The organism is Rhizobium sp. RCC_161_2 (genome assembly GCF_041355235.1).
In the GTDB taxonomy this organism is placed as follows: domain Bacteria; phylum Pseudomonadota; class Alphaproteobacteria; order Rhizobiales; family Rhizobiaceae; genus Rhizobium.
In genome coordinates this window covers 452,402-476,408 of sequence record NZ_JBFUPL010000003.1, presented here as the reverse complement: position 1 = coordinate 476,408, position 24,007 = coordinate 452,402, and the positions used below count along the sequence as shown (strand labels likewise).

25 protein-coding genes are annotated in these 24,007 nt (G+C 60.5%); 11 read left to right on the top strand and 14 right to left on the bottom strand.

Annotated elements, in window-relative coordinates; all coding sequences use genetic code 11:
- Positions 1-35 precede the first annotated feature (35 nt).
- The 3 genes from AB6803_RS10110 to AB6803_RS10100 all read right to left on the bottom strand — a co-directional run bounded on the left by AB6803_RS10110 (position 36) and on the right by AB6803_RS10100 (position 1,628).
- The gene (locus AB6803_RS10110; RefSeq protein WP_371108753.1) at positions 36-509 is read right to left on the bottom strand and encodes an Imm26 family immunity protein; all 474 of its coding nucleotides are present in this window, start codon (positions 507-509) and stop codon (positions 36-38) included.
- Positions 510-535: 26 nt separating this feature from the next.
- Positions 536-817 carry a DUF982 domain-containing protein gene (locus tag AB6803_RS10105; RefSeq protein WP_371108752.1) on the bottom strand — a complete coding sequence of 94 codons (282 nt, stop codon included), beginning with the start codon at positions 815-817 and terminating at the stop codon, positions 536-538.
- A gap of 142 nt (positions 818-959) precedes the next feature.
- Positions 960-1,628 (bottom strand): TetR/AcrR family transcriptional regulator, encoded by a 669-nt coding sequence (locus AB6803_RS10100; protein ID WP_371108751.1) that lies wholly within the window; start codon positions 1,626-1,628, stop codon positions 960-962.
- Positions 1,629-1,851: 223 nt separating this feature from the next.
- Between AB6803_RS10100 and AB6803_RS10095 the strand changes: the two genes are divergently transcribed.
- The 4 genes from AB6803_RS10095 to AB6803_RS10080 all read left to right on the top strand — a co-directional run bounded on the left by AB6803_RS10095 (position 1,852) and on the right by AB6803_RS10080 (position 6,050).
- On the top strand, positions 1,852-3,054 hold the full coding sequence (locus tag AB6803_RS10095; protein WP_371108750.1) for a multidrug effflux MFS transporter: 1,203 nt from the start codon (positions 1,852-1,854) through the stop codon (positions 3,052-3,054).
- A 121-nt stretch (positions 3,055-3,175) separates the two neighbouring features.
- Complete coding sequence (locus tag AB6803_RS10090; RefSeq protein WP_371108749.1) at positions 3,176-3,871, top strand: DNA-3-methyladenine glycosylase I; 696 nt, start codon at positions 3,176-3,178, stop codon at positions 3,869-3,871.
- 57 nt (positions 3,872-3,928) lie between these two features.
- A complete protein-coding gene (locus AB6803_RS10085; RefSeq protein WP_371108748.1) occupies positions 3,929-4,960 on the top strand; it encodes a hydroxyacid dehydrogenase in 1,032 nt (343 codons plus the stop codon).
- 94 nt (positions 4,961-5,054) lie between these two features.
- Positions 5,055-6,050 carry a prohibitin family protein gene (locus tag AB6803_RS10080; RefSeq protein WP_371108747.1) on the top strand — a complete coding sequence of 332 codons (996 nt, stop codon included), beginning with the start codon at positions 5,055-5,057 and terminating at the stop codon, positions 6,048-6,050.
- Positions 6,051-6,070: 20 nt separating this feature from the next.
- Here AB6803_RS10080 and AB6803_RS10075 read toward each other — a convergent pair whose 3' ends face one another.
- The 3 genes from AB6803_RS10075 to tauA form a co-directional block, all read right to left on the bottom strand.
- A complete protein-coding gene (locus tag AB6803_RS10075; protein ID WP_371108746.1) occupies positions 6,071-6,910 on the bottom strand; it encodes an ABC transporter permease subunit in 840 nt (279 codons plus the stop codon).
- On the bottom strand, positions 6,907-7,704 hold the full coding sequence (locus tag AB6803_RS10070) for a taurine ABC transporter ATP-binding protein (protein ID WP_371108745.1): 798 nt from the start codon (positions 7,702-7,704) through the stop codon (positions 6,907-6,909). Before AB6803_RS10070 ends, AB6803_RS10075 begins: the two co-directional genes overlap by 4 nt.
- A gap of 61 nt (positions 7,705-7,765) precedes the next feature.
- Entirely contained in the window at positions 7,766-8,773 is a 1,008-nt protein-coding gene (gene tauA / locus AB6803_RS10065; protein WP_371108744.1) for a taurine ABC transporter substrate-binding protein, read from the bottom strand.
- 222 nt (positions 8,774-8,995) lie between these two features.
- On the opposite strand from tauA, the gene AB6803_RS10060 reads away from it, so the two are divergent.
- Positions 8,996-10,366: an LLM class flavin-dependent oxidoreductase gene (locus tag AB6803_RS10060; RefSeq protein ID WP_371108743.1), complete on the top strand. Its 1,371-nt coding sequence runs from the start codon at positions 8,996-8,998 to the stop codon at positions 10,364-10,366.
- A gap of 8 nt (positions 10,367-10,374) precedes the next feature.
- Here AB6803_RS10060 and AB6803_RS10055 read toward each other — a convergent pair whose 3' ends face one another.
- From AB6803_RS10055 to AB6803_RS10040, 4 genes are all read right to left on the bottom strand, one after another.
- Positions 10,375-11,031: a methionine ABC transporter permease gene (locus AB6803_RS10055; protein WP_371108742.1), complete on the bottom strand. Its 657-nt coding sequence runs from the start codon at positions 11,029-11,031 to the stop codon at positions 10,375-10,377.
- Complete coding sequence (locus AB6803_RS10050) at positions 11,021-12,106, bottom strand: methionine ABC transporter ATP-binding protein (RefSeq protein WP_371108741.1); 1,086 nt, start codon at positions 12,104-12,106, stop codon at positions 11,021-11,023. The genes AB6803_RS10055 and AB6803_RS10050 overlap by 11 nt, the downstream gene beginning before the upstream one ends.
- A 119-nt stretch (positions 12,107-12,225) precedes the next feature.
- Positions 12,226-13,071, bottom strand: a complete 846-nt coding sequence (locus tag AB6803_RS10045) for a MetQ/NlpA family lipoprotein (RefSeq protein ID WP_371108740.1) — start codon at positions 13,069-13,071, stop codon at positions 12,226-12,228.
- Between the two features lie 213 nt (positions 13,072-13,284).
- Complete coding sequence (locus tag AB6803_RS10040) at positions 13,285-13,773, bottom strand: cupin domain-containing protein (protein WP_174160998.1); 489 nt, start codon at positions 13,771-13,773, stop codon at positions 13,285-13,287.
- A 340-nt stretch (positions 13,774-14,113) separates the two neighbouring features.
- Here AB6803_RS10040 and AB6803_RS10035 point away from each other — a divergent pair, with 340 nt between their 5' ends.
- On the top strand, positions 14,114-14,503 hold the full coding sequence (locus AB6803_RS10035) for a hypothetical protein (protein WP_371108739.1): 390 nt from the start codon (positions 14,114-14,116) through the stop codon (positions 14,501-14,503).
- Positions 14,504-14,566: 63 nt separating this feature from the next.
- Here the strand turns inward: AB6803_RS10035 and AB6803_RS10030 are convergent, their stop codons facing one another.
- Positions 14,567-14,980 carry a carboxymuconolactone decarboxylase family protein gene (locus AB6803_RS10030; protein ID WP_371108738.1) on the bottom strand — a complete coding sequence of 138 codons (414 nt, stop codon included), beginning with the start codon at positions 14,978-14,980 and terminating at the stop codon, positions 14,567-14,569.
- 240 nt (positions 14,981-15,220) lie between these two features.
- Here AB6803_RS10030 and AB6803_RS10025 point away from each other — a divergent pair, with 240 nt between their 5' ends.
- From AB6803_RS10025 to AB6803_RS10015, 3 genes are all read left to right on the top strand, one after another.
- Complete coding sequence (locus tag AB6803_RS10025; RefSeq protein WP_371108737.1) at positions 15,221-16,381, top strand: CaiB/BaiF CoA transferase family protein; 1,161 nt, start codon at positions 15,221-15,223, stop codon at positions 16,379-16,381.
- A gap of 40 nt (positions 16,382-16,421) precedes the next feature.
- Positions 16,422-17,699 carry an L-fuconate dehydratase gene (locus AB6803_RS10020; RefSeq protein ID WP_371108736.1) on the top strand — a complete coding sequence of 426 codons (1,278 nt, stop codon included), beginning with the start codon at positions 16,422-16,424 and terminating at the stop codon, positions 17,697-17,699.
- Positions 17,700-17,791: 92 nt separating this feature from the next.
- Positions 17,792-18,541, top strand: a complete 750-nt coding sequence (locus AB6803_RS10015; protein ID WP_371108735.1) for a dienelactone hydrolase family protein — start codon at positions 17,792-17,794, stop codon at positions 18,539-18,541.
- 51 nt (positions 18,542-18,592) lie between these two features.
- Here AB6803_RS10015 and AB6803_RS10010 read toward each other — a convergent pair whose 3' ends face one another.
- Positions 18,593-20,146 (bottom strand): VOC family protein, encoded by a 1,554-nt coding sequence (locus tag AB6803_RS10010; protein ID WP_371108734.1) that lies wholly within the window; start codon positions 20,144-20,146, stop codon positions 18,593-18,595.
- A gap of 139 nt (positions 20,147-20,285) precedes the next feature.
- Positions 20,286-20,510 carry a hypothetical protein gene (locus AB6803_RS10005; protein ID WP_007703207.1) on the bottom strand — a complete coding sequence of 75 codons (225 nt, stop codon included), beginning with the start codon at positions 20,508-20,510 and terminating at the stop codon, positions 20,286-20,288.
- A 509-nt stretch (positions 20,511-21,019) separates the two neighbouring features.
- Here AB6803_RS10005 and AB6803_RS10000 point away from each other — a divergent pair.
- Entirely contained in the window at positions 21,020-21,229 is a 210-nt protein-coding gene (locus AB6803_RS10000) for a cold-shock protein (RefSeq protein ID WP_007703204.1), read from the top strand.
- Positions 21,230-21,604: 375 nt separating this feature from the next.
- Complete coding sequence (locus AB6803_RS09995) at positions 21,605-22,450, top strand: tetratricopeptide repeat protein (RefSeq protein WP_371108733.1); 846 nt, start codon at positions 21,605-21,607, stop codon at positions 22,448-22,450.
- Positions 22,451-22,526: 76 nt separating this feature from the next.
- Here the strand turns inward: AB6803_RS09995 and AB6803_RS09990 are convergent, their stop codons facing one another.
- Complete coding sequence (locus tag AB6803_RS09990) at positions 22,527-23,981, bottom strand: DHA2 family efflux MFS transporter permease subunit (RefSeq protein ID WP_174052234.1); 1,455 nt, start codon at positions 23,979-23,981, stop codon at positions 22,527-22,529.
- Positions 23,982-24,007 lie beyond the last annotated feature (26 nt).

Sequence of the window (24,007 nt, the reverse complement as noted above, 5' to 3'; positions counted from 1 at the left end):
CTAGCTGAAGAACATCCGATCGGAATGAAGGGCTTTCAGGAACGACTTTCCTTGGGAACCCGCTGAGCATTCAATTTCAAGGATTCCACCCACTTGTTTGGAACACCGGCGAGCTGGTCTCTAAGGCGATCTTCGACATGCTCTGGGTCCCAGACCGCGGCACACTCAAGCCCCAAGCATTCCGTGATGTCTGCCGGCCTCACAACGCCTCCGATGTAAAGCGAGAGCTCTCCGTTGAGCCGATCCTGCATGAAAAATGGAATGGGTGTCGTTAGCTCTTCTTCCAAAGGCCACTTCGCAACAACTGGCCATCGTCCTGAAGTTACGGCATATTTCATAGCGGGAAGCGTGAAAACCGGCCGCGCGGTTGCAAAGTGGCTCGGCTCGATCGGTCGATCTTCATCGACTAAATAGAAGGCAAAGAGCGTATCGGGCAAAACTCGCGCATAGGCTTTTTGATTTCCGCCGAGCTTGATCTCAAGCAAGCTCCCCTCGACGCGCCGAACCATTGAAGGCTCCCATGCTCTGCCCAGCATCAGCCGGTGGCTTCGCCCACTTCTTCGGCCATCACGGTCTCGATCGGAACGCCGGCTTCCATGGCGGCGGCGATGAAGCTGCTGCGGGCTTCCAGGGGTTGCCTCAGCCCGCTTTCAACGTCGGCGCAGACGAGCATGGCTCGCAGGAACTCCTTGCCTTCGGCAACCGGCCAGGCGTTCAGCAGCATGTCCAGCGCTTCTTTCGTCGTGCTGACTGTGTAGGTTGTCCCAGTGCGCGTGCAGATCACCTGCACGGGGTAGTTCCAACGTCTATTGCTCATTTTTCGAAGCTCCGACCCATGCCGCGCACGTTAATACCACGGCCGGCAATGGCACAAGTAAATTTCGAAGCGGCGTCGGTTACGCGGCGAAGGTACTAAAGCCATCATTAAAATAGCGTTCGGAAAGATATGAGCGGAGGTCTCAGGCGACGGTTTCCGCTTGAACTCCATAGCCTCGCAGGAACATGTCGACGCCCTGTTGCGCTGAGATCGCGATGTCCGCCTCGGTCGGCGTTTCGCCGAACAGCGTCGTCATCTGCAGGTCGGCATTGATCAGCGCGGTGAATTGCCGGGCAGCAATGTCGCAGTCGGGGACGTGGAGCAGGCCCTGGTGGTGGAGGCGGGCGAAGATGGCGCCGATTGCCGTGCCGATCTTGCAAGGCCCGTGCTCGCGCCAGGCTTCGAAGAGGTGCGGATAGCGGGGGCCTTCGGACTGCACGAGCTTGCGCAGGAATTTTCCGTCCTGATTATAGAGGCAGTTGCGGTTCAGGTTGATGGCGAAGGCGACCAGCTCTTCCCGCAGCTTCTCTGGTCTCTCTGGGAAGGCGGCAAGTGCTGCGAAGACGGTGGTGTTGGCCCGCGCGGTCACGTCGGCGACGACGGCGATGAACAGCGTCTCCTTCTCGCGGTAGTGATTGTATATGGTCTGGCGGGAGACGCTGGCCTGCGCCGCAATCTCGTCAATGCTCGCGCCCGAAAATCCCTCGCGGCAGAAAACGTCGGCCGCGGCATCGAGGATGGGGACACGTTTCAGGCATTGGGCGGGTCTTGCGGTTCTTGCCTGCAAGGCGGTGGCGTTTCGGCTGTTCATGAGATGAAGATAATGCGTATTGACGATTTGGACAATAGTGTCTAATTTGACAGTCGTGTCCAAATAAATGGACGAGACTGTTAAGCGCAATTCGGGGCCCGCGTTTTCCTCCCAAGGCCGTGTGGTGTTCCGATGAACACATGGATTTCAACTCCCCTCGAGGGAGACGCGGCGCGCTGGCAATCCGGCTTTCGCGCTTGAAACTTCTTGAAAGATCATCATCATGACGACGTCTTTCCTTCGCTATGCGATCATCCTCGGCCTGTTGTCGGCCATCGGTCCCTTTGCGATCGACATGTATCTCCCCGCTCTGCCGTCGATCGGCAAGGATCTTGCGGCGGAGAACAATGTCGTTCAGCTCAGCCTGCTATTCTTCTTCATTCCCTTCGCCATCTTTCAGCTTCTTTATGGGCCGCTGTCTGACATGTGGGGCCGCAAGGCGCCGCTTTATATCGGCATCGGCCTGTTCGCGGTGGCAAGCGTCGGCGCCGCCACGGCCAGCAATATCGAGACGCTGATCGCCTTTCGCTTCCTGCAGGGCATTGGCGGAGCCGCAGGCATGGTGGTGCCGCGCGCCATCGTTCGCGACATGCATACCGGCGTTCAGGCGGCGCGGCTGATGTCCCTGCTGATGCTGGTGTTCAGCATCTCGCCGATCCTCGCGCCGCTGACGGGCAGCGCCGTCATCGCCTTCTATGGCTGGCGCGGCGTATTCTGGGCGGTGACGATCGCCGCCATCATCGGCCTCATCCTGCTGTCGACGCAGCTTGAGGAGACCCGGACGAAGGCGGAGCGTTCTGAGAGCGGCCTGCGCAGCGCTATGGCGGCCTACCGCCTGCTGCTCGGCGACCGCAATTTCCTGACGCTTACCTTCATTGGTGGCCTCGGCATTTCGAGCTTTCTGGTCTATCTCGCCAATTCGCCGTTCATCTTGATCGACCATTACGGCCTGACGCCGACGGAATACAGCTTTGCCTTCTCGGTCAACGCGGTTTCCTTCTTTACGGTGTCGCAGCTCACCGGCTCGCTCGGCGAGCGCTTCGGCCTGGTGCGGGTGATGCGGGTCGCCGTTACCGCTTTTGCTACCACGATGGCGCTGCTCGCCATCGTCATGAGCCTTGGCTTCAATCAGTTGCCGGTCCTGGTCGTGTTCCTCTTCGTCGGCTACGGCTTTCTCGGCCTGGTCATCCCGACGACGGCGGTGCTGGCGCTGGAGGATCACGGCACAATTGCCGGCACGGCCTCGGCGCTGATGGGTACGCTGCAATTTGTCACGGCCGCCATCGCCATGATCGTTGCTGCCGTGTTCTTCGATGGCACTGCCCTGCCCATGGTTGCCGGCATAGCGCTCTGCGCCGTCGCAGCCCTGTTGCTGACGCAGGCGACGATCGCCCGTCGCCCCGTGGTGGAAGCAGCCGCGGAATAATGCCTTTACAGGGAGAAGAAAGAGGCCGGGGCATTGCTCCGGCCTTTTCAATTCCGGCACTCGCATCTTGCGGAGTGAGCCAAGATCATGAAGACTTCGAACCCAAAAGGGAGAGAGGCGGATGGGCGGCTTCGCGGAGATTCTGGAGCGGGCGGAGAAGCGCAAGGGTGGGGCCGAAGGGCTGAAGGCACTGATGCCGAAGACACCGGATCACGGGGTCTTACGTGTCATGCCGGATGATCGGCTGCTGTCGGACATGACGCGCTATGTCTTCTATGCCGGCTTCGTTCGCAATGTCATCGATTCCAAATGGCCGGGGTTCGAAGCGGCCTTTTCCGGTTTCGATCCTGCCTTTCTCAATTTCGCGCCCGATGATTATTGGCATGACCTGACCTCCGATAAGCGCGTGGTGCGCAACGGCGCGAAGATCATGTCGGTCAGGGCCAACGCGCACTTTATCCGCCAGCTTGCCGAGGAGCATGGCAGCGCCGGGCGCTTCTTCGCGGACTGGCCGGTGGAGGATCACATCGGCCTGCTTGCCGTGCTCGACAAGCGTGCCGATCGGCTCGGCGGTATGAGTGGTCAGTATTTCCTGCGTGCCATCGGCCGCGACAGTTTCGTGATGAGCCATGACGTGCTCGTTTGCCTGCGCCTCTCCGGTCTGCCGATCTCGGAAACGAAGCCGGGCAAAAAGGATCTGCGCCTGATCCAGGACCAGTTTAATGCCTGGGGCGCCGAAACCGGCCTGCCGCAAACCTACCTCTCGCGCATCTGCGCCTTCTCCGTCGGAATGCCGGAGGAAGAGGCCGAGGACTGATTGATTTGGTCCGCCGAATGATATTGGATCGCGCCTCGAAAGTGGGAGGAAACGATCATGTCGACCGACAACAGGCCCCTGGCCATCAGCGCGCCCGAGCCGCGCTCGCTTGAGCTTATCTTCAGCAAGGATGCGCTGTCGCTCCTCCATTCGAAATATCGGATCGTCGAGACGGATCCGGAGGATGTCGCCGATCTTGGCGACGATATTCTTGGTGAAGCACGATACATCATCGGCCAGCCGCCGCTGTCGAAAGAGGTGCTGGACCGCATGCCGCGCCTGCGCTGCATCCTGAATGTCGAGAGCAATCTCATCAACAACATGCCCTATGATGTACTGTTCGAGCGCGGCGTTCATGTTGTCACCACCGGGCAAGTCTTTGCCGAGCCGGTGGCGGAGATCGGGCTTGGTTTCGCGCTCAGTCTTGCGCGCGGCATCGTCGATGCCGATGTCGATTTTCGTCAGGGCAAGGAGCTTTGGGGTGGGGACGGCAATGCCAGCGCCCGGCTGCTTTCCGGCAGCGATATCGGCATTGTCGGCTTCGGCGATCTCGGCAAGGCGTTGAACCGGCTGCTCTCCGGCTTCCGCGCGACGGTCAGGGTGTTCGACCCCTGGATGCCACCGTCTATTCTCAGGGAACATGGCGTCCAGCCGACCAGTCTCGACGAGGTGCTGTCGGGCAGCGATTTCGTTTTCGTCGTCGCTTCCGTCACCAGCGAGAACAAGGGATTTCTCGGCGGAACGGCCTTCGCTCGCATGCGCAAGGGCGCGGCCTTTATCCTGCTCAGCCGCGCCGATGTCGTGGATTTCGAAGCGCTGATGGCGGCGGTTGCCTCCGGCCATATCGTTGCGGCGAGCGATGTCTATCCGGAGGAGCCGCTCAGCGGAGATCATCCGGTTCGCAGTCTCAAGGGCTTTATCCGATCGGCGCACCGCGCCGGCGCGCTCGACAGCGCCTTCAAGAAGATGGGCGACATGGTGCTCGAGGATATGGACCTGATGGATCGCGGCCTGCCGCCGATGCGCTGCAAGCGGGCGGAGCGAGAGACGGTGTCGCGCATGCGGTCGAAGCCGGTCACCCGGAACTGATCAAAGCTAAGGGCTCGTCGGATAAACCCTGGCGAGTGCATTTTTGCGCCGACTCATCTATGTCTCGGCCATTGAGGAAATGGTGGGGACAGAGATGGCGAATCGGGAAATCGACCTGGCATATGCGGCAACCAGGGGGCGGCTGCCAGCCTTTCTAGGCATTGCCGCCGTCATCGCTGTTATCATGCTCATCCTCAGCTCGTGGTACACGATCGACCAGGGCGAGCGCGGCGTTATTCTGCGCACCGGTGCCATGGTCGGTACTGCCGAGCCGGGTCTGCATTTCAAGCTGCCGTGGATCGAAACCGTCGTCAAAATCCCCGTCACGCAGCAGGTGACCTACTGGACCTGCCAGAACGGCACGAGCTGCGAGGCCGGCGAGCATCCACAGATGAACGCCTATTCGCAGGACCAGCAGCCGGCCGACATGCGCGTGACCATTTCCTGGCATGTGCCGCCGGATGCGGTCGAGAAGGTCTATTCCGAATTCGGCTCGCTCGGCAATCTGGAATCGCGGCTGGTGTCGCGGCGTGCGCCGCAGGATGTGAAGACGGTGTTCGGCAAGTTCACCGCCGCCTCCGTCATCCAGAACCGGGCGCAGTTCAACACCGACGTTCAGGCGGCGATCGAGGCCGGCATTCAAGGGCCGGTGCAGATCGACAGTGTTCAGGTGGAGAATATCGATTTCTCCGATGCTTATGAGAACAGCATCGAGCAACGCATGCTGGCCGAGGTCGAGGTGCAGAAGCTGCGGCAGAATGCCGAGCGTGAGAAGGTGCAGGCGCAGATCACCGTGACACAAGCCCAGGCAGCGGCTGATGCTCGCCGTGCCGACGCACAGGCGCAGGCCGATGCCGTGCGGCTGCAGGCTGAAGCCGATTCACAGGCGATCCAGCTTCGCGGCGATGCCGAGGCGAAGGCGATCAAGGCACGCGGCGATGCGCTCCGCGATAATCCGAACCTGATCTTCCTGACGCAGGCGGAAAAGTGGAACGGGCAGTTGCCGACCACGATGTTGCCCAATGGCTCGGTGCCGATGCTCAATCTCGATGCGCGGCAGAATTCCGCCGCGCCGGCGGCACCGGAATAAGCTGAGCTTCCTTGATCGGCTCAGCGATGGGCCGACCAGGGCACGAGGCGGCGTTCGATCAGCCGGACGGTGATCTCGAACAGGAAGGCGATCAGCGCGATGACGATGATGCCGCTGATGACGATATCAGTCACCAGGAACTGCGCGGCCGACTGGATCATGAAGCCGAGGCCCTGTGACGCCGCGACCAATTCGGCGGCGACCAGGGTGGACCAGCCGGCGCCGAGCGCGATGCGGATGCCGGTGAGGATCGAGGGGATGGCGCCCGGCAGGATGACGTGGCGCAGCACCTGTAGCCGGCCGGCGCCGAAGGAGCGGGCCGCGTTGACATAGTCGACGGGAGCGGCCTTCACGCCGGCAGCGGTCGACAGGATGATCGGCGGCAGCATGGCAAGCGCGATGACGGTGATCTTCGATGCCTCCCCGATACCGACCCAGATGATGACCAGCGGCAGATAGGCAAGCGGCGGCAGCGGCCGCAGGAATTCGACGATCGGGTCGAGGATGCCCTTGCCGACACGGCTGGTGGCGATTGCCAGTCCGGCGGGAATGCCGATCACCAGTGAGACGGCGAGACCACCGAAGATTCTCAGAAGGCTGGCAAAGGCGTGTTCGGCCAGCGTCGAGTCGACGAAGCCGGTGACGTTCAGCGCGTAGAGCGCCTTGGCGACGGTCCACGGCGAGGGCAGGAACACCGGCGAGACGACACTAAAGGCCGCCGCAACAGCCCAGATCACCAGCAGTGCCAGCACGGTTGCGAGCGAGATCCACAGCGTCGAGCTGGACGAGCTGTTCTTGGCTGCGGGCACGGTATCGGATTTGGCGGCGACGGTCGCGATCTTTTCGATATCGGCGGTCAAGCTGCCTCCTCCTCATTCTCGTCATGGATCAGGCCGGTCAGCTCGTCATGCAGCCGCTTGAATTCGGCGGACGCCTTGATCTCGGCAAGCGGTTCGCTGGCAAGATAGCGCTTGCCAAAGGACAGCGGGATATCGGCGGTGATGCGGCCGGGATTGGGCGTCAGGGTGATGACGCGGGTGGCGAGCAACAGGGCTTCGTCGATGCTGTGGGTGATCAGCAAGGCACCGGTGCCGCTTTCCGACCAGACCTTCAACAGGAACTGCTGCATGCGGGTACGGGTGAGCGCATCCAGCGCGCCGAGTGGCTCGTCCATCAGCAGGAAACGCGGATCTGAGGCGAGTGCCCGGGCGATGCCCACGCGCTGGCGCATGCCGCCGGAGAGTTCCCAGATATTGCGGTCGCCAGCACCTTCCAGGCCGACCTTGGCGAGCAGCCCATCGGCGCGGCGGCGGCGCTCTTCCTTCGCGATGCCGTGCAGGCGCAACGGAAAGGCAATGTTGTCGCGGGCATTGAGCCAGGGATAGAGCGCATCGTCCTGGAAGACGACGGCGCGATCGGCGGCCGGTCCGTCGATCTCTTTGCCGTCAACAAGGATGCGCCCCTCTGTGGGCGCGAGGAAGCCGGCGGCGAGATTGAGCAGGCTGGTCTTGCCCGAGCCGGAGCGGCCGATAACGGTGACGAATTCGTCGGAGGCAATATGCAGCGTCAGATTATCGAGGACACGGCGAGCATCCTGTCGGCGGCGGTCGCCGGGAAAGTTCAGCGAGACGGATTGCAGGGAAAGGATGCTCATATGTGGGGACTCCAATGAATTGGCGCAGACGGGGGATCCCAGTCTGCGCCAAGGGTAGAAATCAAAGGCCGGTCTTGGCCGCGTCGGTGACGAACTTGGCGTTGACGTAGGGAGCGTAGTCCTTCAGCACTGCCGGGACCTTGCCTTGCTCCAGCAGGAAGGCGGAGGTCTGGGCGATTGCCTTTACCGTGTCGCCGCCGAGGAACTGGGTGCTCGCCTGCTCCTTGAGCGTCGGGAAATAATAGCCCTTCAGCAGCTCCGGCACTTCTTCCGGCTTGGCGCCGGTGAGCTTGGCGATCTTGGCGGCCTGCGGCGACGAAGCGCTCCAGCTGGCCGGGTCGGCGTGGTAGGACGCATAGGCCTTGCCGGTGACCTGCACGAAGCTGGTCACGATCTCCGGATGGGCGTCGGCGAATTTCTTGCTGACGATCCAGGCGTCGAAGGTGGGGCCGCCCCATTTGGCGACATCGCCCGAGGTCGCGAGCACTTTGCCATTCTTCTTGATCTGCGAGAGAACTGGATCCCAGACATAGGCGCCATCGAGGTCGCCGCGTTCCCAGGCGGCGGCGATTTCCGGCGGGCGCAGGTTGAGGATCTGCACCGTCTTGGGATCAATGTTCCAATGCTTCAGCGCGGTCAGCAGGCTATAGTGCGAGGTGGAGACGAAGGGCGTGGCGATCTTCTTGCCCTTCAGATCCTCCGGCTTGTCGATGCCCTTGACGGCAAGTGCTTCCGCATCGCTGATATTGCCGACGACATAGATTGCTTCGATCGGCAATTCGCGGCTGGCGGCGGCGGCAAGCGGCGAGGAGCCGACATAGCCGATATCGATCGAGCCCGAGGCGATGGCGGCAACGACGTCGGCGCCGCCGTCAAACTTATGCCAGCTGATCTTCGCGCCCGTCGCCTTTTCATAGTCGCCATCGGCCTGCGGCACGCGCGAAGGCTCGACGATCGGCTGATAGCCAATGTTGAGCGTTACGTCGGCAGCACTTGCGTAAGAACTGAAAGTTGCGACAAAAACGGTGGCGGCTGTGGTGGTCAGAAGATTGCGTCGATTGATGGTCATGTTTCCCCCGGGGCATGGTGCTTCGAAATGGTCTTTAATCGCTGACATGGCAGCTGATCCGCACTAATGATCGTGAAATTGATAGAAAATATAGAGATACAGAATTCCGGATTCGGGTCATCCGCAGCAACCTGCTTCCAAATATCGCGAAACTCCGGATCTTTTTGCGGTCGCTGAAGGAAAACAGGCGGGACGATGAATTCAAGGGTTGAGGACCGTACAATGAAGCCGATGCAGATCTACGCCTTCGATATGAACTGCATCGGGCATATCAACCACGGCCTCTGGACACATCCGCGCGATCTGTCGCTGAATTATACCGATCTCGATTACTGGGTGGATTTCGCGCGCACGGCCGAGCGCGGCAAGCTTGATGGTATTTTCCTCGCCGATATCGTCGGTGTCTATGACGTCTATAAGGGCAGTCCCGAGACGTCGATCCGCACCGGTGCGCAGATACCGGTCAACGACCCGATCATCCCGCTCTCGGCCATGGCCTATGTGACCAAACATCTGGGCTTCGGCGTCACCGTCAACACGACCTACGAGCCACCGTTTCTATTCGCGCGGCGGATGTCGACGCTCGATCACCTGACCAAGGGCCGCATCGGCTGGAACATCGTCACCGGCTATCTCGACAGCGCTGCTCGCAGCATGGGGATGGAGCGCCAGCCTGATCATGATGCCCGTTACGATGCCGCCGAAGAGTATCTCCAGGTTGTTTACAAGCTCTGGGAGGGAAGTTGGGACGATGATGCGGTCAAGCGCGACAAGACGGGCGGGCTGTTTGCCGATCCCTCCAAGGTGCGCGCTGTCCGGCATGAGGGCAGCCATTACCGGATGGAGAGCATTCACCTGAGCGAGCCGTCGCCGCAGCGTACGCCCTTGCTGTTCCAGGCGGGCGCTTCGGCGCGGGGCCAGGATTTTGCCGCCCGCCACGCCGAATGCGTCTTCATTGCGAGCCCCGCGCCGCAGAGTGCGAAACCGATGACGGATGGGCTCCGGCAACGGGCCGTGGATTTCGGTCGGCGTGCCGACGACCTAAAGATCCTCAATCTTATCACCGTAGTCGTCGGGCGAACCAAGAAGGAGGCCGAGGACAGGCTGGAGGATTATCGCCGCCATGCCAGCGTCGAGGCATCGCTCGCGCATTATTCCAGCTCGATCGGCATTGATCTCTCGAAGTTCGGCCTTGACGAGCCGATCGAACAGAAGACGACGAATGCGCAGCAGGCGGCTCTTGCCGTGGTTACCGGTAAGGCGAGCGGCAAGCCGGCGATGACCCCACGAGAGATCATCGACCAGATGGTGCTCGGCAGCCGACAGAAGCCGATGGTTGGTTCGCCGGAGCAAATTGCCGATCGTCTTCAGCTATGGATGGAGGAGGGCGGGATCGACGGCTTCAATCTGGCGCGCACGGTGGCGCCGGAAAGCCTGCGCGATTTTGTCGATCTCGTCATTCCCGTGCTGCAGGAGCGCGGGCTGTTCAAGGCGGATTATGCCGAGGGCACGCTGCGCCAGAAGCTGTTCGGTCGAGGCGACGGGCGGCTGCCGCCAAGTCATCCGGCAGCCGCATTCCGTCATCGTGGCTAAATGACCGCCTAGCGATGATCGAGCTTGGCGACGAGGCGGTCGCCGAGCCATTGCATGCCGCAGACGAGGATGATGAGCACGACGACGACGGCGATCATTACGCCGGTCTCGAACCGCTGGTAGCCGTAGCGGATGGCAAGGTCACCCAGGCCTCCTCCGCCGATCGTGCCGGCCATGGCGGACGCGCCGATCAGGGTCACCAGCGTCACGGTGAAACCGGCGACGATACCGGGCAGGGCTTCCGGCACCAGCACTTCGCGAATGATCGTCCAGCGATTGCCACCCATGGCGCGCACAGCATCGATCAGGCCGCGATCGACTTCGCGCAGCGATACCTCAGCGATGCGGGCGTAATAGGGGATGGCGGCGATGGTGAGCGGTACGATGGCAGCCGTCGTGCCAAGTGCCGTGCCGACAATCAGCCGTGTCAGTGGGATCAGGGCAATCAGCAGGATGACGAAGGGCACGGCGCGGAAGCCGTTGACCAGGGCAGCGAGGATGCGGTTTACGGTGAGCTGTTCGGCGATGCCGTCACGGCTGGTGACAACAAGCGCGAGGCCAAGCGGTAGGCCGATGACGAGCGAGAGCAGGCCGGATGCGCCGGTCATCCAGATGGTTTCCCAGAAGGAGCGCCAGAGCAGGCCAAGGATGATGTCAGTTGTCATAGCCTAGAACCTCCACCCGGGCGGACCGGGCCGTCAGAAAATCAGTCACCTGGGCCGGCAGCTCCGGATCGCGCATCGGCACCGCGATGAAGAAGCGGGCGACGGGCTGATTCTGAATATGGTCGATGCCGCCATGCACGAGGCGGAAGGAATGCGGCAACGCCGCCGAGAGCTCGGCGAACAGCGCACCTTGCGCGGCCGGGCCGGCGAGGTCGATGCTGAGAATAGCCTCGACACCCGAGGCCGGCGACAGGCGTTCGGCGATGTGCTCGGGGAGTTGCGGGCGGATGGTGCTGAGCAGGCTTGCGGTGATTTCGGTCTGCGGATTGGCAAAGACCGACCAGACGGCTCCCTCTTCGACGATCCTGCCGGCATCGATGACGGCGACGCGATCGGCAACCGAGCGGATCACTTCCATTTCATGGGTGATGAGCAGGATGGTCAGGCCGAGCTTGCGGTTGATGTCCTTGAGCAGCGCCAGGATCGAGCGTGTCGTTTCGGGATCAAGGGCAGAGGTGGCTTCGTCGGAGAGGAGAAGGGCGGGGCGAGCAGCAAGAGCCCGGGCAATGCCGACGCGCTGCTTCTGGCCGCCCGAGAGGGCCGCGGGATAGGCCTTCGCTTTATCGGCAAGGCCGACGAGGTCGAGCAGATCGCGGGCACGTTTCAGGCGCTCGGCCTTGGCTACACCTTCGATCTTCAGTGGCAGGGCAACATTCTCTTCCACCGTCTTTGCCGACAGAAGATTGAAATGCTGAAAGATCATACCGATGCGGCGGCGCAGCGGCTGCAGTTCGTTTTCCGACAGGCCGACGATGTCGCGGCCTTCGATATGGATCTCGCCGCTATCGGCGCGCTCCAGCCCGTTCAGGCAGCGGATCAGCGTCGATTTGCCGGCGCCGCTGCGGCCGATAATGCCGACGATTTCGCCACGCCGGGCAGTCAGCGAAATACCATCGAGCGCCGGCGTCGTGCCGAACCTGCGGCGGACATCGACGAGACGGATGATCTCGTCATTGCCCAGTGAGCCGGGCGGCGCATGTCCGTTGATCGCGGTGGCGGAAACGAAGGAGTTCATGTCAATCTTCTCTCGGCTTGTGTCGTCGGGTGCCGATCTGCTGAAAACACCAAAGGCGACCCGAGCAAAATGCCCAGGCCGCCTTGGTTTTCAGCGCAGCCCCCGGCGCTGAATTGCTGTTAGTAGGCGCTGAGACCAGTGCCCTTGTAGACCTTCTCGAACTCGGCCTTAACCGTATCGTTCTGGTAGGCGGAGACCAGCGTCTTTACCCAGGCTTCGTTCTCGTTGCCCTGCTTGACGGCAATGAAGTTGCGGTAGGGGTTGCCGTCGATCGGCTCCTGCGCGATGCGGTCCTTTGGCGAAAGCCCGCTCTTCAGTGCCCAGTCGGTGTTGACGACGGCGGCGTCGAGGTCGTCGATCGAGCGACCGACGATACCGGCATCGAGCTCCTTGATTTCGACATTCTTCGGGTTCTCGACGATGTCGGCGACGGTCGCGAGAATGCCGGTGCCGTCCTTGAGCTTGATCACGCCCTCGTTCTGCAGCACGCGGAGCGCACGGCCTTCATTGGACGGATCGTTCGGCACGCCGATGACGGCGCCCTTCGGCAGCTCGGCGACAGTCTTGTACTTCTTGGTGTAGAGGCCGATCGGCCAGACGCCGGTATAGCCGACGCGGACGATGTGATAGCCGTGCTGCTTGATCTGGTTGTCGAGATAGGGCTGGTGCTGGAAGGCGTTGGCGTCGACTTCGCCGCGCTCAAGGGCTTCGTTCGGCTGCGTATAGTCGTTGAAGACGACTGTTTCGATCTTCAGTCCCTTCTTGGCGGCTTCCGTGGTGACCACGCGCCAGACGTCTTCGTCTTCACCGCTGATGATGCCGACCTTGATCGTCTTGTCGGCGGCAAAGGAGGGGGTGGCGACCGTCAAGCCAATAACGGCGACAGCGGAAGCAATGAGGGCTGCAAGGCCGGTCCGGCGCGAGAAGCGCAGTGCATCGAGACCCTGAGAAGACTTTTTCGTCATGGGAAATCCTGTTCCATGTGATTGAGACGCCATTGTCTCGTTGACAGCCTCAATCATTTCAGACGGCCGCCGGTCACGCGAAGCAGGAACATTTGTTGTGCACCGCACTTCTGAAAAACTCTTTTTGAGCTGTGCCTGATCGAGAACTAATTTTCTATAGGAATGATATATTATTGTGCATCTGAGAATCTGATTGCATGCGAATTATGCATATCAGCGATGGATTGGATCGATCCAGAGCACTTCCTCCGGCTTTTCCACCGGTTCGATATCGAGGTTGACGACGACGGGTTCCTGACCGGAGCGAACCAGCACACATTCCAGCGTTTCGTCGCGGCTGGCATTGATCTCCTGATGCGGCACGAAGGGCGGCACGAAGATGAAATCGCCCGGGCCGGCTTCAGCGACAAATTCGAGGTTATCACCCCAGCGCATCCGGGCCTTGCCCTTGACGACGTAGATGATGCTTTCGAGATCGCCGTGATGATGGGCGCCGGTCTTGGCGTTGGCGTGGATCGTCACCGTTCCGGCCCAGATCTTCTCGGCGCCGGCGCGGGCATTGCTGATGGCTGTCGCCCGGTTCATGCCCGGCGTCTGCGCCGTGTTCGGATCGAGCGAATTGCCCGGAATGACCTTCACGCCATTGTCGCGCCAGTGGTCGGAATGAGGGTGGTCGTGATCATGTCCGTGGTCGTTGCTCATGACGGTCCTTTCACTACCTAGAGGAGATTCGCATCTCTTCCGAAGGAGAAGTCTGATTTCAGTCTACGACGAAGTCATTCAAAAATATAGATAATTACAGAAAATTCCGAAAGAGGCTTTTCAAGTCGAGATTAATCTATAGACTTGATCAAGTTAAGTGACCGGCGGGAACATTTTGTGTGCTTCCCGCGTTGCGCCGGTCATAGAAGATGATTTGCCGCGCCGCTTGTCCGATTGATGCATCCGGGGCGCGCCAGATCCAGAAGCAGCGCGTGGGCCTCGGGGAGAGGCCGATTAATCTTACATTATGCGCCGGACTTCCACTTGAAAGGAGACAGACATGTCGAATGCCTTGCCGCCCCTTCATGAGGGTCATGCCCCCATTACCTTGCAGCAGCTCTTCCGCGAAGCGCTGTATGCATTCGAGGAATGGGATACTGAGGTCACTGAACCGATCGTGACGTTCGACGGGAGGATTTTCCCCGTCAGCGTCGTTTTTGAAGCCATGCGCGAATGCACCGACATCGTGCCGAACAATATCGTTTCGGCGGTCACCGAGCGGCTGACCAAGCCCTGGGCGGGCGAAGGTCCGCTGGACACGATGACCTTTTCGACCGCGGCCCGTGTGATGGGTGTTCTCGTCCGCAAACGGCTCCTGGCCGTGAGCAACGGCGTCGATGTCGTCGCGGTTGCTGCGACGGGCCAGGCGACGGAAAAGTCGGATCGCTAAAAAATAGCGTGTGATCTATTGAAGAGCCCGCCGGCTGATGTCGGCGGGCTCTTTTTTGCGATGTCAGCGACGGCTGACATCGAATTCCGGATCGACGGGGATCTGCATCGCCGTGACCAGATGATTGGTCTGTCCGGCAAGGCCGATGACAGCCAGCAATTCGCCATGCTGCGCGTCCGTCATGCCTTTTGCCCTGGCGGCTGCGGTATGCGAGTGGACGCAGTAGGTGCAGCCGTTAGCCGTGGAGACGGCAATATAAATCATCTCGCGCACCAGCGGATCGAGCGCTCCTTCGGCCATCATCACTGCCTTCAGCCCTTCCCAGGTGCGCTTCAGAAGTGCGGGATCATTGGCAAGGCCACGCCAGAAATTATTGATGAAATCGGATTTTCTGACGGTGCGGATGTCGTCGAACACGGCCTTGACCGCCGGGATCGCCTCGGCCTCCGCATCATTCAGCAATTTGACTGTCGTCATCTCAAATCTCCTCTCAACAATTCGCGTTGCTGTGAAAGCTATAACGCATTTTCGGGCGGTCTGGGTCGAGTGGCGGGTCGATTATGCCACCTCTTTTTGTTTGCAAAACTTATCCATATGTGAAAATACTATTTACATAAGAAAACTAAAGGCCGCGGATGCAGGGTTTCGGTTGGCGATTGTGCCGATCAATCTGGGTGTGCAGCCTGCCGGGAGCGATGTCGGGGAACGGAAATAGCGATGGTGGTGGAAAAGGAATTGCCGCTGGCCGGCCTGCTGGTCGTGGATATGAGCCAGTTCCTGTCCGGACCCTATTGCACCCTCAGACTGATGGATTTTGGCGCCAGGGTCATCAAGATCGAGCGGCCGGAAGGCGGCGATCTTTCCCGTAGGCTCTATCTCAGCGACGCCGAGAGCGGCGATTCGACCATCTTCCATGCCATCAACCGTTCGAAGGAAAGCCTGGCGATCGACCTCAAGAGCGAGCGCGACATGCAGGCGCTGCGCCGGCTGATCTCGCAGGCCGATGTCCTGGTGCAGAACTTTCGGCCGGGTGTAATCGAGCGGCTTGGGTTGGGTTACGAGGCCACACGCAACATCAACCCGCGGCTCGTCTATTGCTCGATCAGCGGCTATGGCGAGGAGGGTCCCTGGGTCTCTCGTCCCGGGCAGGATCTGCTGGCGCAATCGCGCTCCGGTGTCATGTGGCTGAACGGCGATGAAGGGCAGGGGCCGGTGCCGTTCGGTCTGGCGATCGGCGATATGCTGGCGGGGGCAGCGGCGGCACAGGGTATTCTGGCGGCACTGGTGCGTCGCGGCATTACCGGCAAGGGCGGGCTGGTAGAGACGAGCCTGCTGGAGGCGCTTGTCGATCTGCAGGTGGAGGTTCTGACCGTCCACATGAACAGCGGCAATAAACTGCCGCAGCGCTCCGATTTTCGCAGCGCCCACGCCTATCTCTCGGCACCCTACGGCGTCTATCCGGCCAGCGACGGCTATCTTGCCATTGCCATGACGCCGATTTCGAAACTTGCCGACTTGCTTGGCATGGACGAACTTGCGCCCTATCGCGACGATCCGAAAAGCTGGTTCACGGCGCGAGACGAGATCAAGGCGCTGATTGCGGCGCGCATTGCTACCGGCACGGTCGATGAATGGCTGTCCGTCCTGGAGCCGGCGGACATCTGGTGCGCCAAGGTGCTGGACTGGCCGGAGTTGCTGCAGAGCGAAGGGTTCGGAGTGCTGGATATGTTGCAGACAGTTGGGCGCGGCGATGGCGTTTCCCTGGCGACAACGCGTTCTCCCATCCGGATCGATGGACAGAGACCGAAATTCGAGCGTGCGGCCCCCGAGGTCGGCGAGCATAATGCGGCGATCTGGGAAGAATTCGATCTCGGTTGACGACCGAGGGATCGCCCGAGAGATTTAGAAGGAGTTTCCCATGACACGCATCACCAATCTCCGCGTATTCGACCTGCGCTTCCCCACGTCGCAGAGCCTCGACGGCTCGGATGCGATGAACCCGGATCCGGATTACTCCGCCGCCTACGTCATTCTCGACACCGACAAGCCCGGTCTTGCGGGGCACGGCCTGACCTTCACCATCGGTCGCGGCAACGACATCTGCTGCATGGCGATCGAGGCGATGCGGCATCTGGTCGTCGGCACCGAGCTTGCGGCCGTGCTGGACAATCCCGGAAAATACTGGCGGCACCTGACCAGTGACAGCCAGCTCCGCTGGATCGGCCCGGAGAAGGGCGCCATGCATCTGGCCACCGGCGCCGTCGTCAATGCAGTCTGGGATCTGCTCGCCAAGGAAGCCGGCAAGCCGGTCTGGCGGCTGGTGGCCGAGATGGATGCGGAACAGATCGCCGATATCGTCGACTACCGCTATCTGACCGACGTTCTCACCCGCGACGAGGCTGTCGCCATTCTGAAGAAGGCCGAGCCCGGCAAGGCGGAGCGCATTGCCACCCTCGAGCGTGAGGGCTATGCCTGCTACACGACCTCGGCCGGCTGGCTCGGCTATGAGGATGCCAAGCTGCGCCGCCTGTGCCAGGAGGCGATCGACGCCGGCTTCAACCATGTGAAGATGAAGGTCGGCCGCGATCTCGAGGACGATATCCGCCGCCTCACCATCGCCCGCGAAGTGATCGGCCCCGATCGCTACCTGATGATCGACGCCAACCAGGTCTGGGAAGTCGGGCAAGCGATCGACTGGGTCAACAAGCTCGCCTTCGCCAAACCCTTCTTCATCGAGGAGCCGACCAGCCCCGACGATGTCGCCGGCCACCGCAAGATCCGTCAGGCGATCGGCCCGGTGAAGGTCGCGACCGGCGAGATGTGCCAGAACCGCATCATGTTCAAGCAGTTCATTGCCGAAGGTGCGATCGACATCGTGCAGATCGATTCCTGCCGCATGGGCGGACTGAACGAAGTTCTGGCCGTGCTTCTGGTCGCTGCGAAATACGGCCTGCCGGTCTGGCCGCATGCCGGTGGCGTCGGGCTTTGCGAATATGTGCAGCACCTGTCGATGATCGACTATATCGCCGTTTCCGGCACCAAGGACGGCCGCGTGATCGAATATGTCGACCACCTGCACGAACATTTCATCGACCCCTGCGTGATCCGCGACGCCGCCTACATGCCGCCGAGCCTGCCGGGCTTTTCCATCGAGATGAAGCCGGAGTCGATCGCGGAGTATACGTTCAAGGGGTGATCTTAGGTCGGTTGGTATTGCTCACCCAATGGCCCTTTATTCGGCCGCAGAGGCTGTGCAATATCCGCGCACCTCTGTCGGAGTATGGGTGCATGCGAGCCACTTTTGCCGTCGTCTTGACGTTCTTGCTATCTCTCGCATGCGGAAACGCCGAAGCCGCCGGCGGCAGTCAGTTCAACGTGGCGACACCCGCCGGCAATGTTCTGGTCGAGGGCTTTGCGAACAGTTCAGGTGCCGCGCGTCCGGCGGTGATCATCCTGAGCGGCAGCCATGGCTTTGCTCCGCCCGCCTATGATGAACTCGGGCGGAGCTTGAATGCTGCCGGCCTTGATGCCTATCTCGTTCATCTGCTCTCACCGGCCGATCAGCAGGCCATTGCCCGCGCCGGCAGTGCACCCGCTCGCATTGCCTACTATGCGACGCGGTGGCAGGACTGGATCGCGATGGTTCGCGGTGTGGTTTCCTATCTCAACAATCAGCCCAGCTATGCCGGCAAGGTTGGCGTGCTTGGCATATCCTTGGGAGCGCAGACAGCCGCCGCCGCTTCGGTTGACAGGCGCGATATCGGCGCGCTCGTGCTTGTCGATGGCGGTTTTCCGGATGGCTACTCGCAGCCGGTACGCTCCCTGCCGCCACTCTACATGGCCTGGGGGAGCGCCGGTCGGGTCTTTCCCGTCGCAACGGCGCGGCAATTGCAGCGGATGGCACAGGGTCTCGGCGGATCAGTCAGTCTGAATGTCTATCAGGGCGGCGCGCATAATTTCTTCCTGAAATCGGGTCCGCAAGCGGCGGCGGCTCATCAGGGCACCGCCGCCTTCTTCCTATCGCAGCTGTCGAAGTAATCCCTATCCGATGCAGGAAAGCGCATGTTTCTGTTGCCACCGTTGAAGCGCTCAGTTCGAGCGCTTCAACCAGGCCTGGATGAGCGGCACGTCGGCGTCGGCCAGTTCATGGCCATAGGGGATGGTCTGCAAGTTCACCGTTGCGCCGCCGGCCCGCAGGCGTTCGGCGAGGGGTTGGGAGTATGGACCGTACATGTCCTTCTCACCGGCAATGATCAGCACGTCGGCGTCCGACATGTCCGCCGGTGGCGGGTCGCTGAGCACGGCCATGGAGCGCAGCAGCACGGCGCGGCGGATGACGCGGGGCTGCAGCGACAGCATGGCGTTGAGCAGGTTGGCGCCGTTCGAATAGCCGATATAGACGATGCGCTCGGGGTCGAGGCCATAGGCATGGATCGCGCCGTCGATGAAGGCGGCGAAGGCTTCCGCCTCTCTGGCAATATCCGCCTGGTCGAAGGAGAAGGGCGTGATGCGGCGATACCAGCGCGGTGAGCCTTCCTCCAGCGCCCGGCCGCGTACGCCGAGCAAAGTTGCCTGTGCATCGACCTTGTGGGCGATCGGTAGCATCGTCGTCTCGCTGGCGCCGGAGCCGTGCAGCAGGATGAAGGTGTTTCCGTTCGGCTCTGGCGGCGTGAAGAAGCGATGGATGAAGGGCAGGTCGCGGTAGATGACGCGTGGTTCGCCGGGCATCGAAAATTGCGGCAGGATGACATTCAGTTCCGCCAGTCGCTCCGGATTGTCGTCGGGCGCAAACAGGCGCGTGCCGAGCGTCGCCTCGTCTTCATCCACCAGCGGCCCCGGCGCATCCGTGGCAAGCTCGAACAGGATGCCGCCGGGCTCGCGGACATAGAGCGAGCGGAAATATTTCCGGTCATGCGTTACCGTCGGCGAGGAGTTGAGCGCCTGCAGCCCGTCGTGCACGGCCTGCAATTCAACATCGTCGGCGGCGCGAAAGGCCACATGGTCGACAGTGCCCGTTCCCTGCGCGCTTGCCCAGAAGCCGCTGGCGTCGCGAATGTCGAGGATATCACCGGGCTCGGCGACAAGGCGGCTGATCGCGCCGTTGACCGCTTGGCGCTGGTAGTCGAAGTGTTTGACCAGAAGGCTTTGCGTCTGCTCGGGCGTCTCGCTGAAGAGCGTTGCGCCACGAATGCGGCGGATGGCATGTTCGGGCGGGATTTTGTCGCTGGCCCAGGGGGCGGCCGATGGCAGCTCCGCCGCGCCGACCAGCTTGACGATGACGCCGTCGGGATCCTTCAGGCGCAGGACCGGCTCGCCAAATTCCTCGGAAGGGCCTTCCGGCTTGAGGCCGGCGCTCAGCGCGCGCGTCAACCAGAAGCCGATGCTCATCGGGTCGATGGCAAGCGAGATTTCGCCGACCTGGCCGACGCCGGCGCGGCCGGGGGCACCGTCTTCCCAGACGAGGAAGGTGATCAACGATCCCGGAGATCCCTTGGCATCGCCGTAGAGGAGATGCAGTTGCGTCGCATCCTCGAAGCCGCCGGTGCGCTTGACGAGCCGCAGGCCGAGAAAGCCTGCGTAGAAATCGACATTCGCCTGCACCTTGCGGGTGATCAGCGTGATGTGGTGAATGCCGGCGACCATGGGATGCTCCAGAACGGATTGTGCAATGGGTCGCTATTTAGGGCGGAAGCCGCCGTCAATTCAATGCGCAGTCCATGGAGACAGTGTTCACCAAACGCGTAACGTCCGTTGCGACGTCACAGATCGGATCCGGCTTTGCCTATCCGGATGTCTTGGCGGTCTTCTTCTTGGCTTTTGTCTTTGGTTCCTCTGGCGGTAGCAATGCTTCCTGCTGCAGGCGAAGCTCCCGCAGGCGCGCCGTCTTCTTCTCGCGGCTCGTCTGCTCACTGGCCAGGATATCCCTGACGGTGGAGTCGAGCTGGCTGGCCTTGACCAGGGATGCCTGCTTTTTGGATCCGAATAGGTTGTCTTTGTTGGGCGCCATGTTGGCCTCCAGGGTTCGTGTCGGCGTTGGCGGTGCTTGCCGACTTGCGCGGGATCGTTTCCGCGCTCGCTAGGCGAGAAATCCCATCCTGTATCGGATGACGTCCGTATTGGCGATATAATTCTGCCGTTTCCCAAGAAATAAGGCGAGAACTTGCCGCTAAAGCCGGCGAAACGGAAAGAAAAACTCCGATAAATCTTGCAGAAATCGACCCGAGAATCAGGAAAATATCTGGAAAACGACTAGCGAATCTTGTCTCTCAAGACGTGATGATTTTATGTCGCAGGGGCCGATTTTTATGAAATATTTGGTCGTTTTCGGTGTTTTATATGTTTTTCCTTGTGGAGGATTAGATCCTCCGTTATAAGCCGTGCATCGATATTGCTGAATGAACTTTGCCTCGACGCACTCTGCGCGACACTGACGAACTTCCTCTCAAAATCGGTCTACTGCACCCAGGCGGTTGCCTGGAATGCGATCTTTATATGAGTGATTGAAAGGTCATCGTTATGAGCACAGGTACTGTAAAGTGGTTCAATGCTGCCAAGGGTTTTGGTTTCATTCAGCCTGACGACGGCGCAACGGACGTTTTCGTGCACATTTCCGCTGTTGAACGCGCTGGAATGAGCAGCCTGCGTGACGGCCAGAAGATTTCCTACGAGCTTGTCAAGGACAAGCGTTCGGGCAAGATGTCGGCTGATCAGCTGGAATCTCTGTAAGCATCTGCCTCCGGTCTTTGACCACGGATGTACTGGCATAGATCGTTGAGGCGATGAAGGAAGAGGTCGGGTTAGCCCGGCCTTTTTTGTTGTCTTGATTCAGGCAAGCTGTGAAGCGGAAAGCCCCGGTCTAAGGGCCAGCTCTTAGCTGAGATGTGAGATCAAGCCAGATTATGTGCCGAATCCGCTTGCGGCATGGGCGTTTTTTGCGCGAATATTTTCGTGAAGCATTCTGCATGCTCAACTGGCGCAGAACGACTGTTCTTGTCGCGTCGCAAAACTCTCGCTTTAATTGGGATTTCTGCAAAACTGCCGGCTGACACAGGCGGTATATTATCGTCTATAAGACCATAGAGAAAATTCAAGGAAGAGATCATGCACTTCGCAAGGATTGTCGTCACTTCGATAGCCGTCTTTTGCTTAGCGTCAGGTGCTTTTGTTGACGATGGGAAAGATGCCTATGTGCATGGGGACTACAAGAAAGCCTTGAACGATTGGCAAGCTCTAGCTGTCCAAGATAATGCGCAAGCGGAATTTGGTCTTGGTTTTCTCTATGCGCACGGCTATGGCGTGACGCAAAACTATGAGGTGGCAGCCGCTTGGTACCAGAAAGCTGCGGAGCAAGGCGACACCAAGGCACAGTACAATCTCGGCTTACTATATGAGCACGGCTATGGAGTGACCCAAAGCTATGAGGCGGCAGCCGCTTGGTACCAGAAAGCTGCGGAGCAAGGCGACACCAGTGCACAGGACAATCTCGGCTTATTATATCTATTAGGCCATGGGGTTTCACAAAATGACGCGAAGGCCGCGATGTGGTTTTCCAAATCTGCCGCCGAAGGTATCTCTGACGCCCAGAATAATATCGGCTATATGTATCTTTGGGGGCGGGGCGTGAACCAGGACGATGCGCAGGCCGTCATTTGGTTTCGAAGAGCGGCACAACAAGGGCATTCTAGAGCTCAGAACAATCTCGGCGCGATGTATGAGTATGGTCGCGGCACAGTTCAGGATTATGCCCAAGCCATCTTTTGGTTCCGCAAGGCTGCCGAGCAAGGCGACGCTGCCTCAGAAAACAGCATAGGTTACATGTTGGAAGCTGGCCTTGGTCTGCCACGAGACATGGAGAAAGCCGTTGCTTGGTACCGAAAGGCGGAAGAGCACGGCGATCCCTCTGCAAAACTCAATCTGCAGAGATTATTTCCTGTAAAGAAGGCGTGATTTTGTAAGGGTTTCTGCTGCGCTCTTTGCTGTCCCACCAGCTTCGGGTGGAACCCGATATTAGCACTCGCGGCTCTCAGTGCCCGCCGAGCATATCCTCGGGCGACTTCTTGCGGTGGCCGCTGATTTCGGAGCCGGCCGTGCGTGAGAATTGGGCATTCCAGATCCCGGCGAGAAGCGCGATTGCGGTGACGACGATGAAGGCGACGGAGAAGTCGCTCATTTCGGCGGTCGCGTGTCCGCGCAGCTGCGTCGAGCCATGCAGGGCAAGGGCGGCGATGCAGATACCGAGCGACAGCATCAACTGCTGGAACGTCGAGTAGAAGCTCGTCGCTGAACTCATCTGATCGCGTTCGATCTCGTCATAGGCGATGGTGTTGTAGGCCGTGAACTGGAACGACATGAAGAAGCCGCAGAAGAACAGGATCGCGAAAATCACCGGCAGGGGCCAGTCGGGCTGGAAGATCGAGCAAAGCCCATAGCCGAGCGTGCCGATCACGCCGAAGATCAACAGGGCGGTGCGGAAGCCGAGCGTGCGCAGGATCCTGACCTGCAACGGCTTCATCGCCATCGAGCCGAGCGCGGTTGCAATCGCGATCTGGCCGGCGGCGGCCGCCGACATGCCGAAGCCAAGCTGCAGCATCAACGGAATAAGGAACGGATGCGCGCCCTGGCTGATGCGGGTCAGCGAGCCGGCGATGACGGACGTGCGGAAGGTCGGCACCTTCATCAGCGAGAAATCCATGATCGGCGAGGGGTGCTTGCGGGCATGGCGCAGGTAAGCGATGCCGAACAGCAGGCCGATCGCGATCAGGAAAATGGCCATGTAGCCTTCGCCCTCGCGGCTCGACATTTCGAAGCCGAACAGCAGCGAGCCGAGCGAGATGCCTGAGAGGATGAAGCCCGAGAGGTCGAAACGGCCATTTCTCGGACCCTTCACCTCCTCGATGAACATCGATACCAGGATGAAACCGATGATGCCGATCGGTACGTTGATGTAAAAGATCCAGCGCCAGTCGAGATAGGTGACGAACAGGCCGCCGACCGGCGGGCCGAGGATCGGGCCGACAAGCGCCGGAATGAGCAGCCAGGACATGGCGTTCACCATATCCTTGCGCGCGACGCTGCGCATCAGCACCAGGCGGCCGACTGGAAGCATCATGGCGCCGCCGAGGCCCTGTATCAGACGGGCGATGACGAGGAGAAACAGATTCGGCGCCTGGGCGCAGAGGATCGAGCCGACGACGAAAATGGCAATCGCCGTTCGGAAGACGGTGCGCGAGCCGAAGCGGTCGGCAATGGCGCCGCTCGCCGGAATGAAGATTGCGAGGCTGAGCAGATAGGAGGTGAGCGCGATGCTCATCGCCGGTGCGCTAACGCCGAAGTCCCTCGCCATGGTCGGCAGGGCCGTGGCGAGCACGGTTGCGTCAAGCTGCTCCATGAACATGGCGCTTGCGACGATAAGCGCTACTACACGAAAATTCGGTGCGGCCCGCCGGGTTGGGGCGGCCTGGAAAATCTGATCCGACATTGTCGGGGATCGCTCTCGATGGTGCG

What these genes read in the sequence shown, in the direction of transcription:
- AB6803_RS10110 (WP_371108753.1), bottom strand. Translation starts at nt 509, where the DNA reads ATGGTTCGGCGCGTCGAGGGGAGCTTGCTTGAGATCAAGCTCGGCGGA.
- AB6803_RS10105 (WP_371108752.1), bottom strand. Translation starts at nt 817, where the DNA reads ATGAGCAATAGACGTTGGAACTACCCCGTGCAGGTGATCTGCACGCGC.
- AB6803_RS10100 (WP_371108751.1), bottom strand. Translation starts at nt 1,628, where the DNA reads ATGAACAGCCGAAACGCCACCGCCTTGCAGGCAAGAACCGCAAGACCC.
- AB6803_RS10095 (WP_371108750.1), top strand. Translation starts at nt 1,852, where the DNA reads ATGACGACGTCTTTCCTTCGCTATGCGATCATCCTCGGCCTGTTGTCG.
- AB6803_RS10090 (WP_371108749.1), top strand. Translation starts at nt 3,176, where the DNA reads ATGGGCGGCTTCGCGGAGATTCTGGAGCGGGCGGAGAAGCGCAAGGGT.
- AB6803_RS10085 (WP_371108748.1), top strand. Translation starts at nt 3,929, where the DNA reads ATGTCGACCGACAACAGGCCCCTGGCCATCAGCGCGCCCGAGCCGCGC.
- AB6803_RS10080 (WP_371108747.1), top strand. Translation starts at nt 5,055, where the DNA reads ATGGCGAATCGGGAAATCGACCTGGCATATGCGGCAACCAGGGGGCGG.
- AB6803_RS10070 (WP_371108745.1), bottom strand. Translation starts at nt 7,704, where the DNA reads ATGAGCATCCTTTCCCTGCAATCCGTCTCGCTGAACTTTCCCGGCGAC.
- tauA (WP_371108744.1), bottom strand. Translation starts at nt 8,773, where the DNA reads ATGACCATCAATCGACGCAATCTTCTGACCACCACAGCCGCCACCGTT.
- AB6803_RS10060 (WP_371108743.1), top strand. Translation starts at nt 8,996, where the DNA reads ATGAAGCCGATGCAGATCTACGCCTTCGATATGAACTGCATCGGGCAT.
- AB6803_RS10055 (WP_371108742.1), bottom strand. Translation starts at nt 11,031, where the DNA reads ATGACAACTGACATCATCCTTGGCCTGCTCTGGCGCTCCTTCTGGGAA.
- AB6803_RS10050 (WP_371108741.1), bottom strand. Translation starts at nt 12,106, where the DNA reads ATGAACTCCTTCGTTTCCGCCACCGCGATCAACGGACATGCGCCGCCC.
- AB6803_RS10045 (WP_371108740.1), bottom strand. Translation starts at nt 13,071, where the DNA reads ATGACGAAAAAGTCTTCTCAGGGTCTCGATGCACTGCGCTTCTCGCGC.
- AB6803_RS10040 (WP_174160998.1), bottom strand. Translation starts at nt 13,773, where the DNA reads ATGAGCAACGACCACGGACATGATCACGACCACCCTCATTCCGACCAC.
- AB6803_RS10035 (WP_371108739.1), top strand. Translation starts at nt 14,114, where the DNA reads ATGTCGAATGCCTTGCCGCCCCTTCATGAGGGTCATGCCCCCATTACC.
- AB6803_RS10030 (WP_371108738.1), bottom strand. Translation starts at nt 14,980, where the DNA reads ATGACGACAGTCAAATTGCTGAATGATGCGGAGGCCGAGGCGATCCCG.
- AB6803_RS10025 (WP_371108737.1), top strand. Translation starts at nt 15,221, where the DNA reads ATGGTGGTGGAAAAGGAATTGCCGCTGGCCGGCCTGCTGGTCGTGGAT.
- AB6803_RS10020 (WP_371108736.1), top strand. Translation starts at nt 16,422, where the DNA reads ATGACACGCATCACCAATCTCCGCGTATTCGACCTGCGCTTCCCCACG.
- AB6803_RS10015 (WP_371108735.1), top strand. Translation starts at nt 17,792, where the DNA reads ATGCGAGCCACTTTTGCCGTCGTCTTGACGTTCTTGCTATCTCTCGCA.
- AB6803_RS10010 (WP_371108734.1), bottom strand. Translation starts at nt 20,146, where the DNA reads ATGGTCGCCGGCATTCACCACATCACGCTGATCACCCGCAAGGTGCAG.
- AB6803_RS10005 (WP_007703207.1), bottom strand. Translation starts at nt 20,510, where the DNA reads ATGGCGCCCAACAAAGACAACCTATTCGGATCCAAAAAGCAGGCATCC.
- AB6803_RS10000 (WP_007703204.1), top strand. Translation starts at nt 21,020, where the DNA reads ATGAGCACAGGTACTGTAAAGTGGTTCAATGCTGCCAAGGGTTTTGGT.
- AB6803_RS09995 (WP_371108733.1), top strand. Translation starts at nt 21,605, where the DNA reads ATGCACTTCGCAAGGATTGTCGTCACTTCGATAGCCGTCTTTTGCTTA.
- AB6803_RS09990 (WP_174052234.1), bottom strand. Translation starts at nt 23,981, where the DNA reads ATGTCGGATCAGATTTTCCAGGCCGCCCCAACCCGGCGGGCCGCACCG.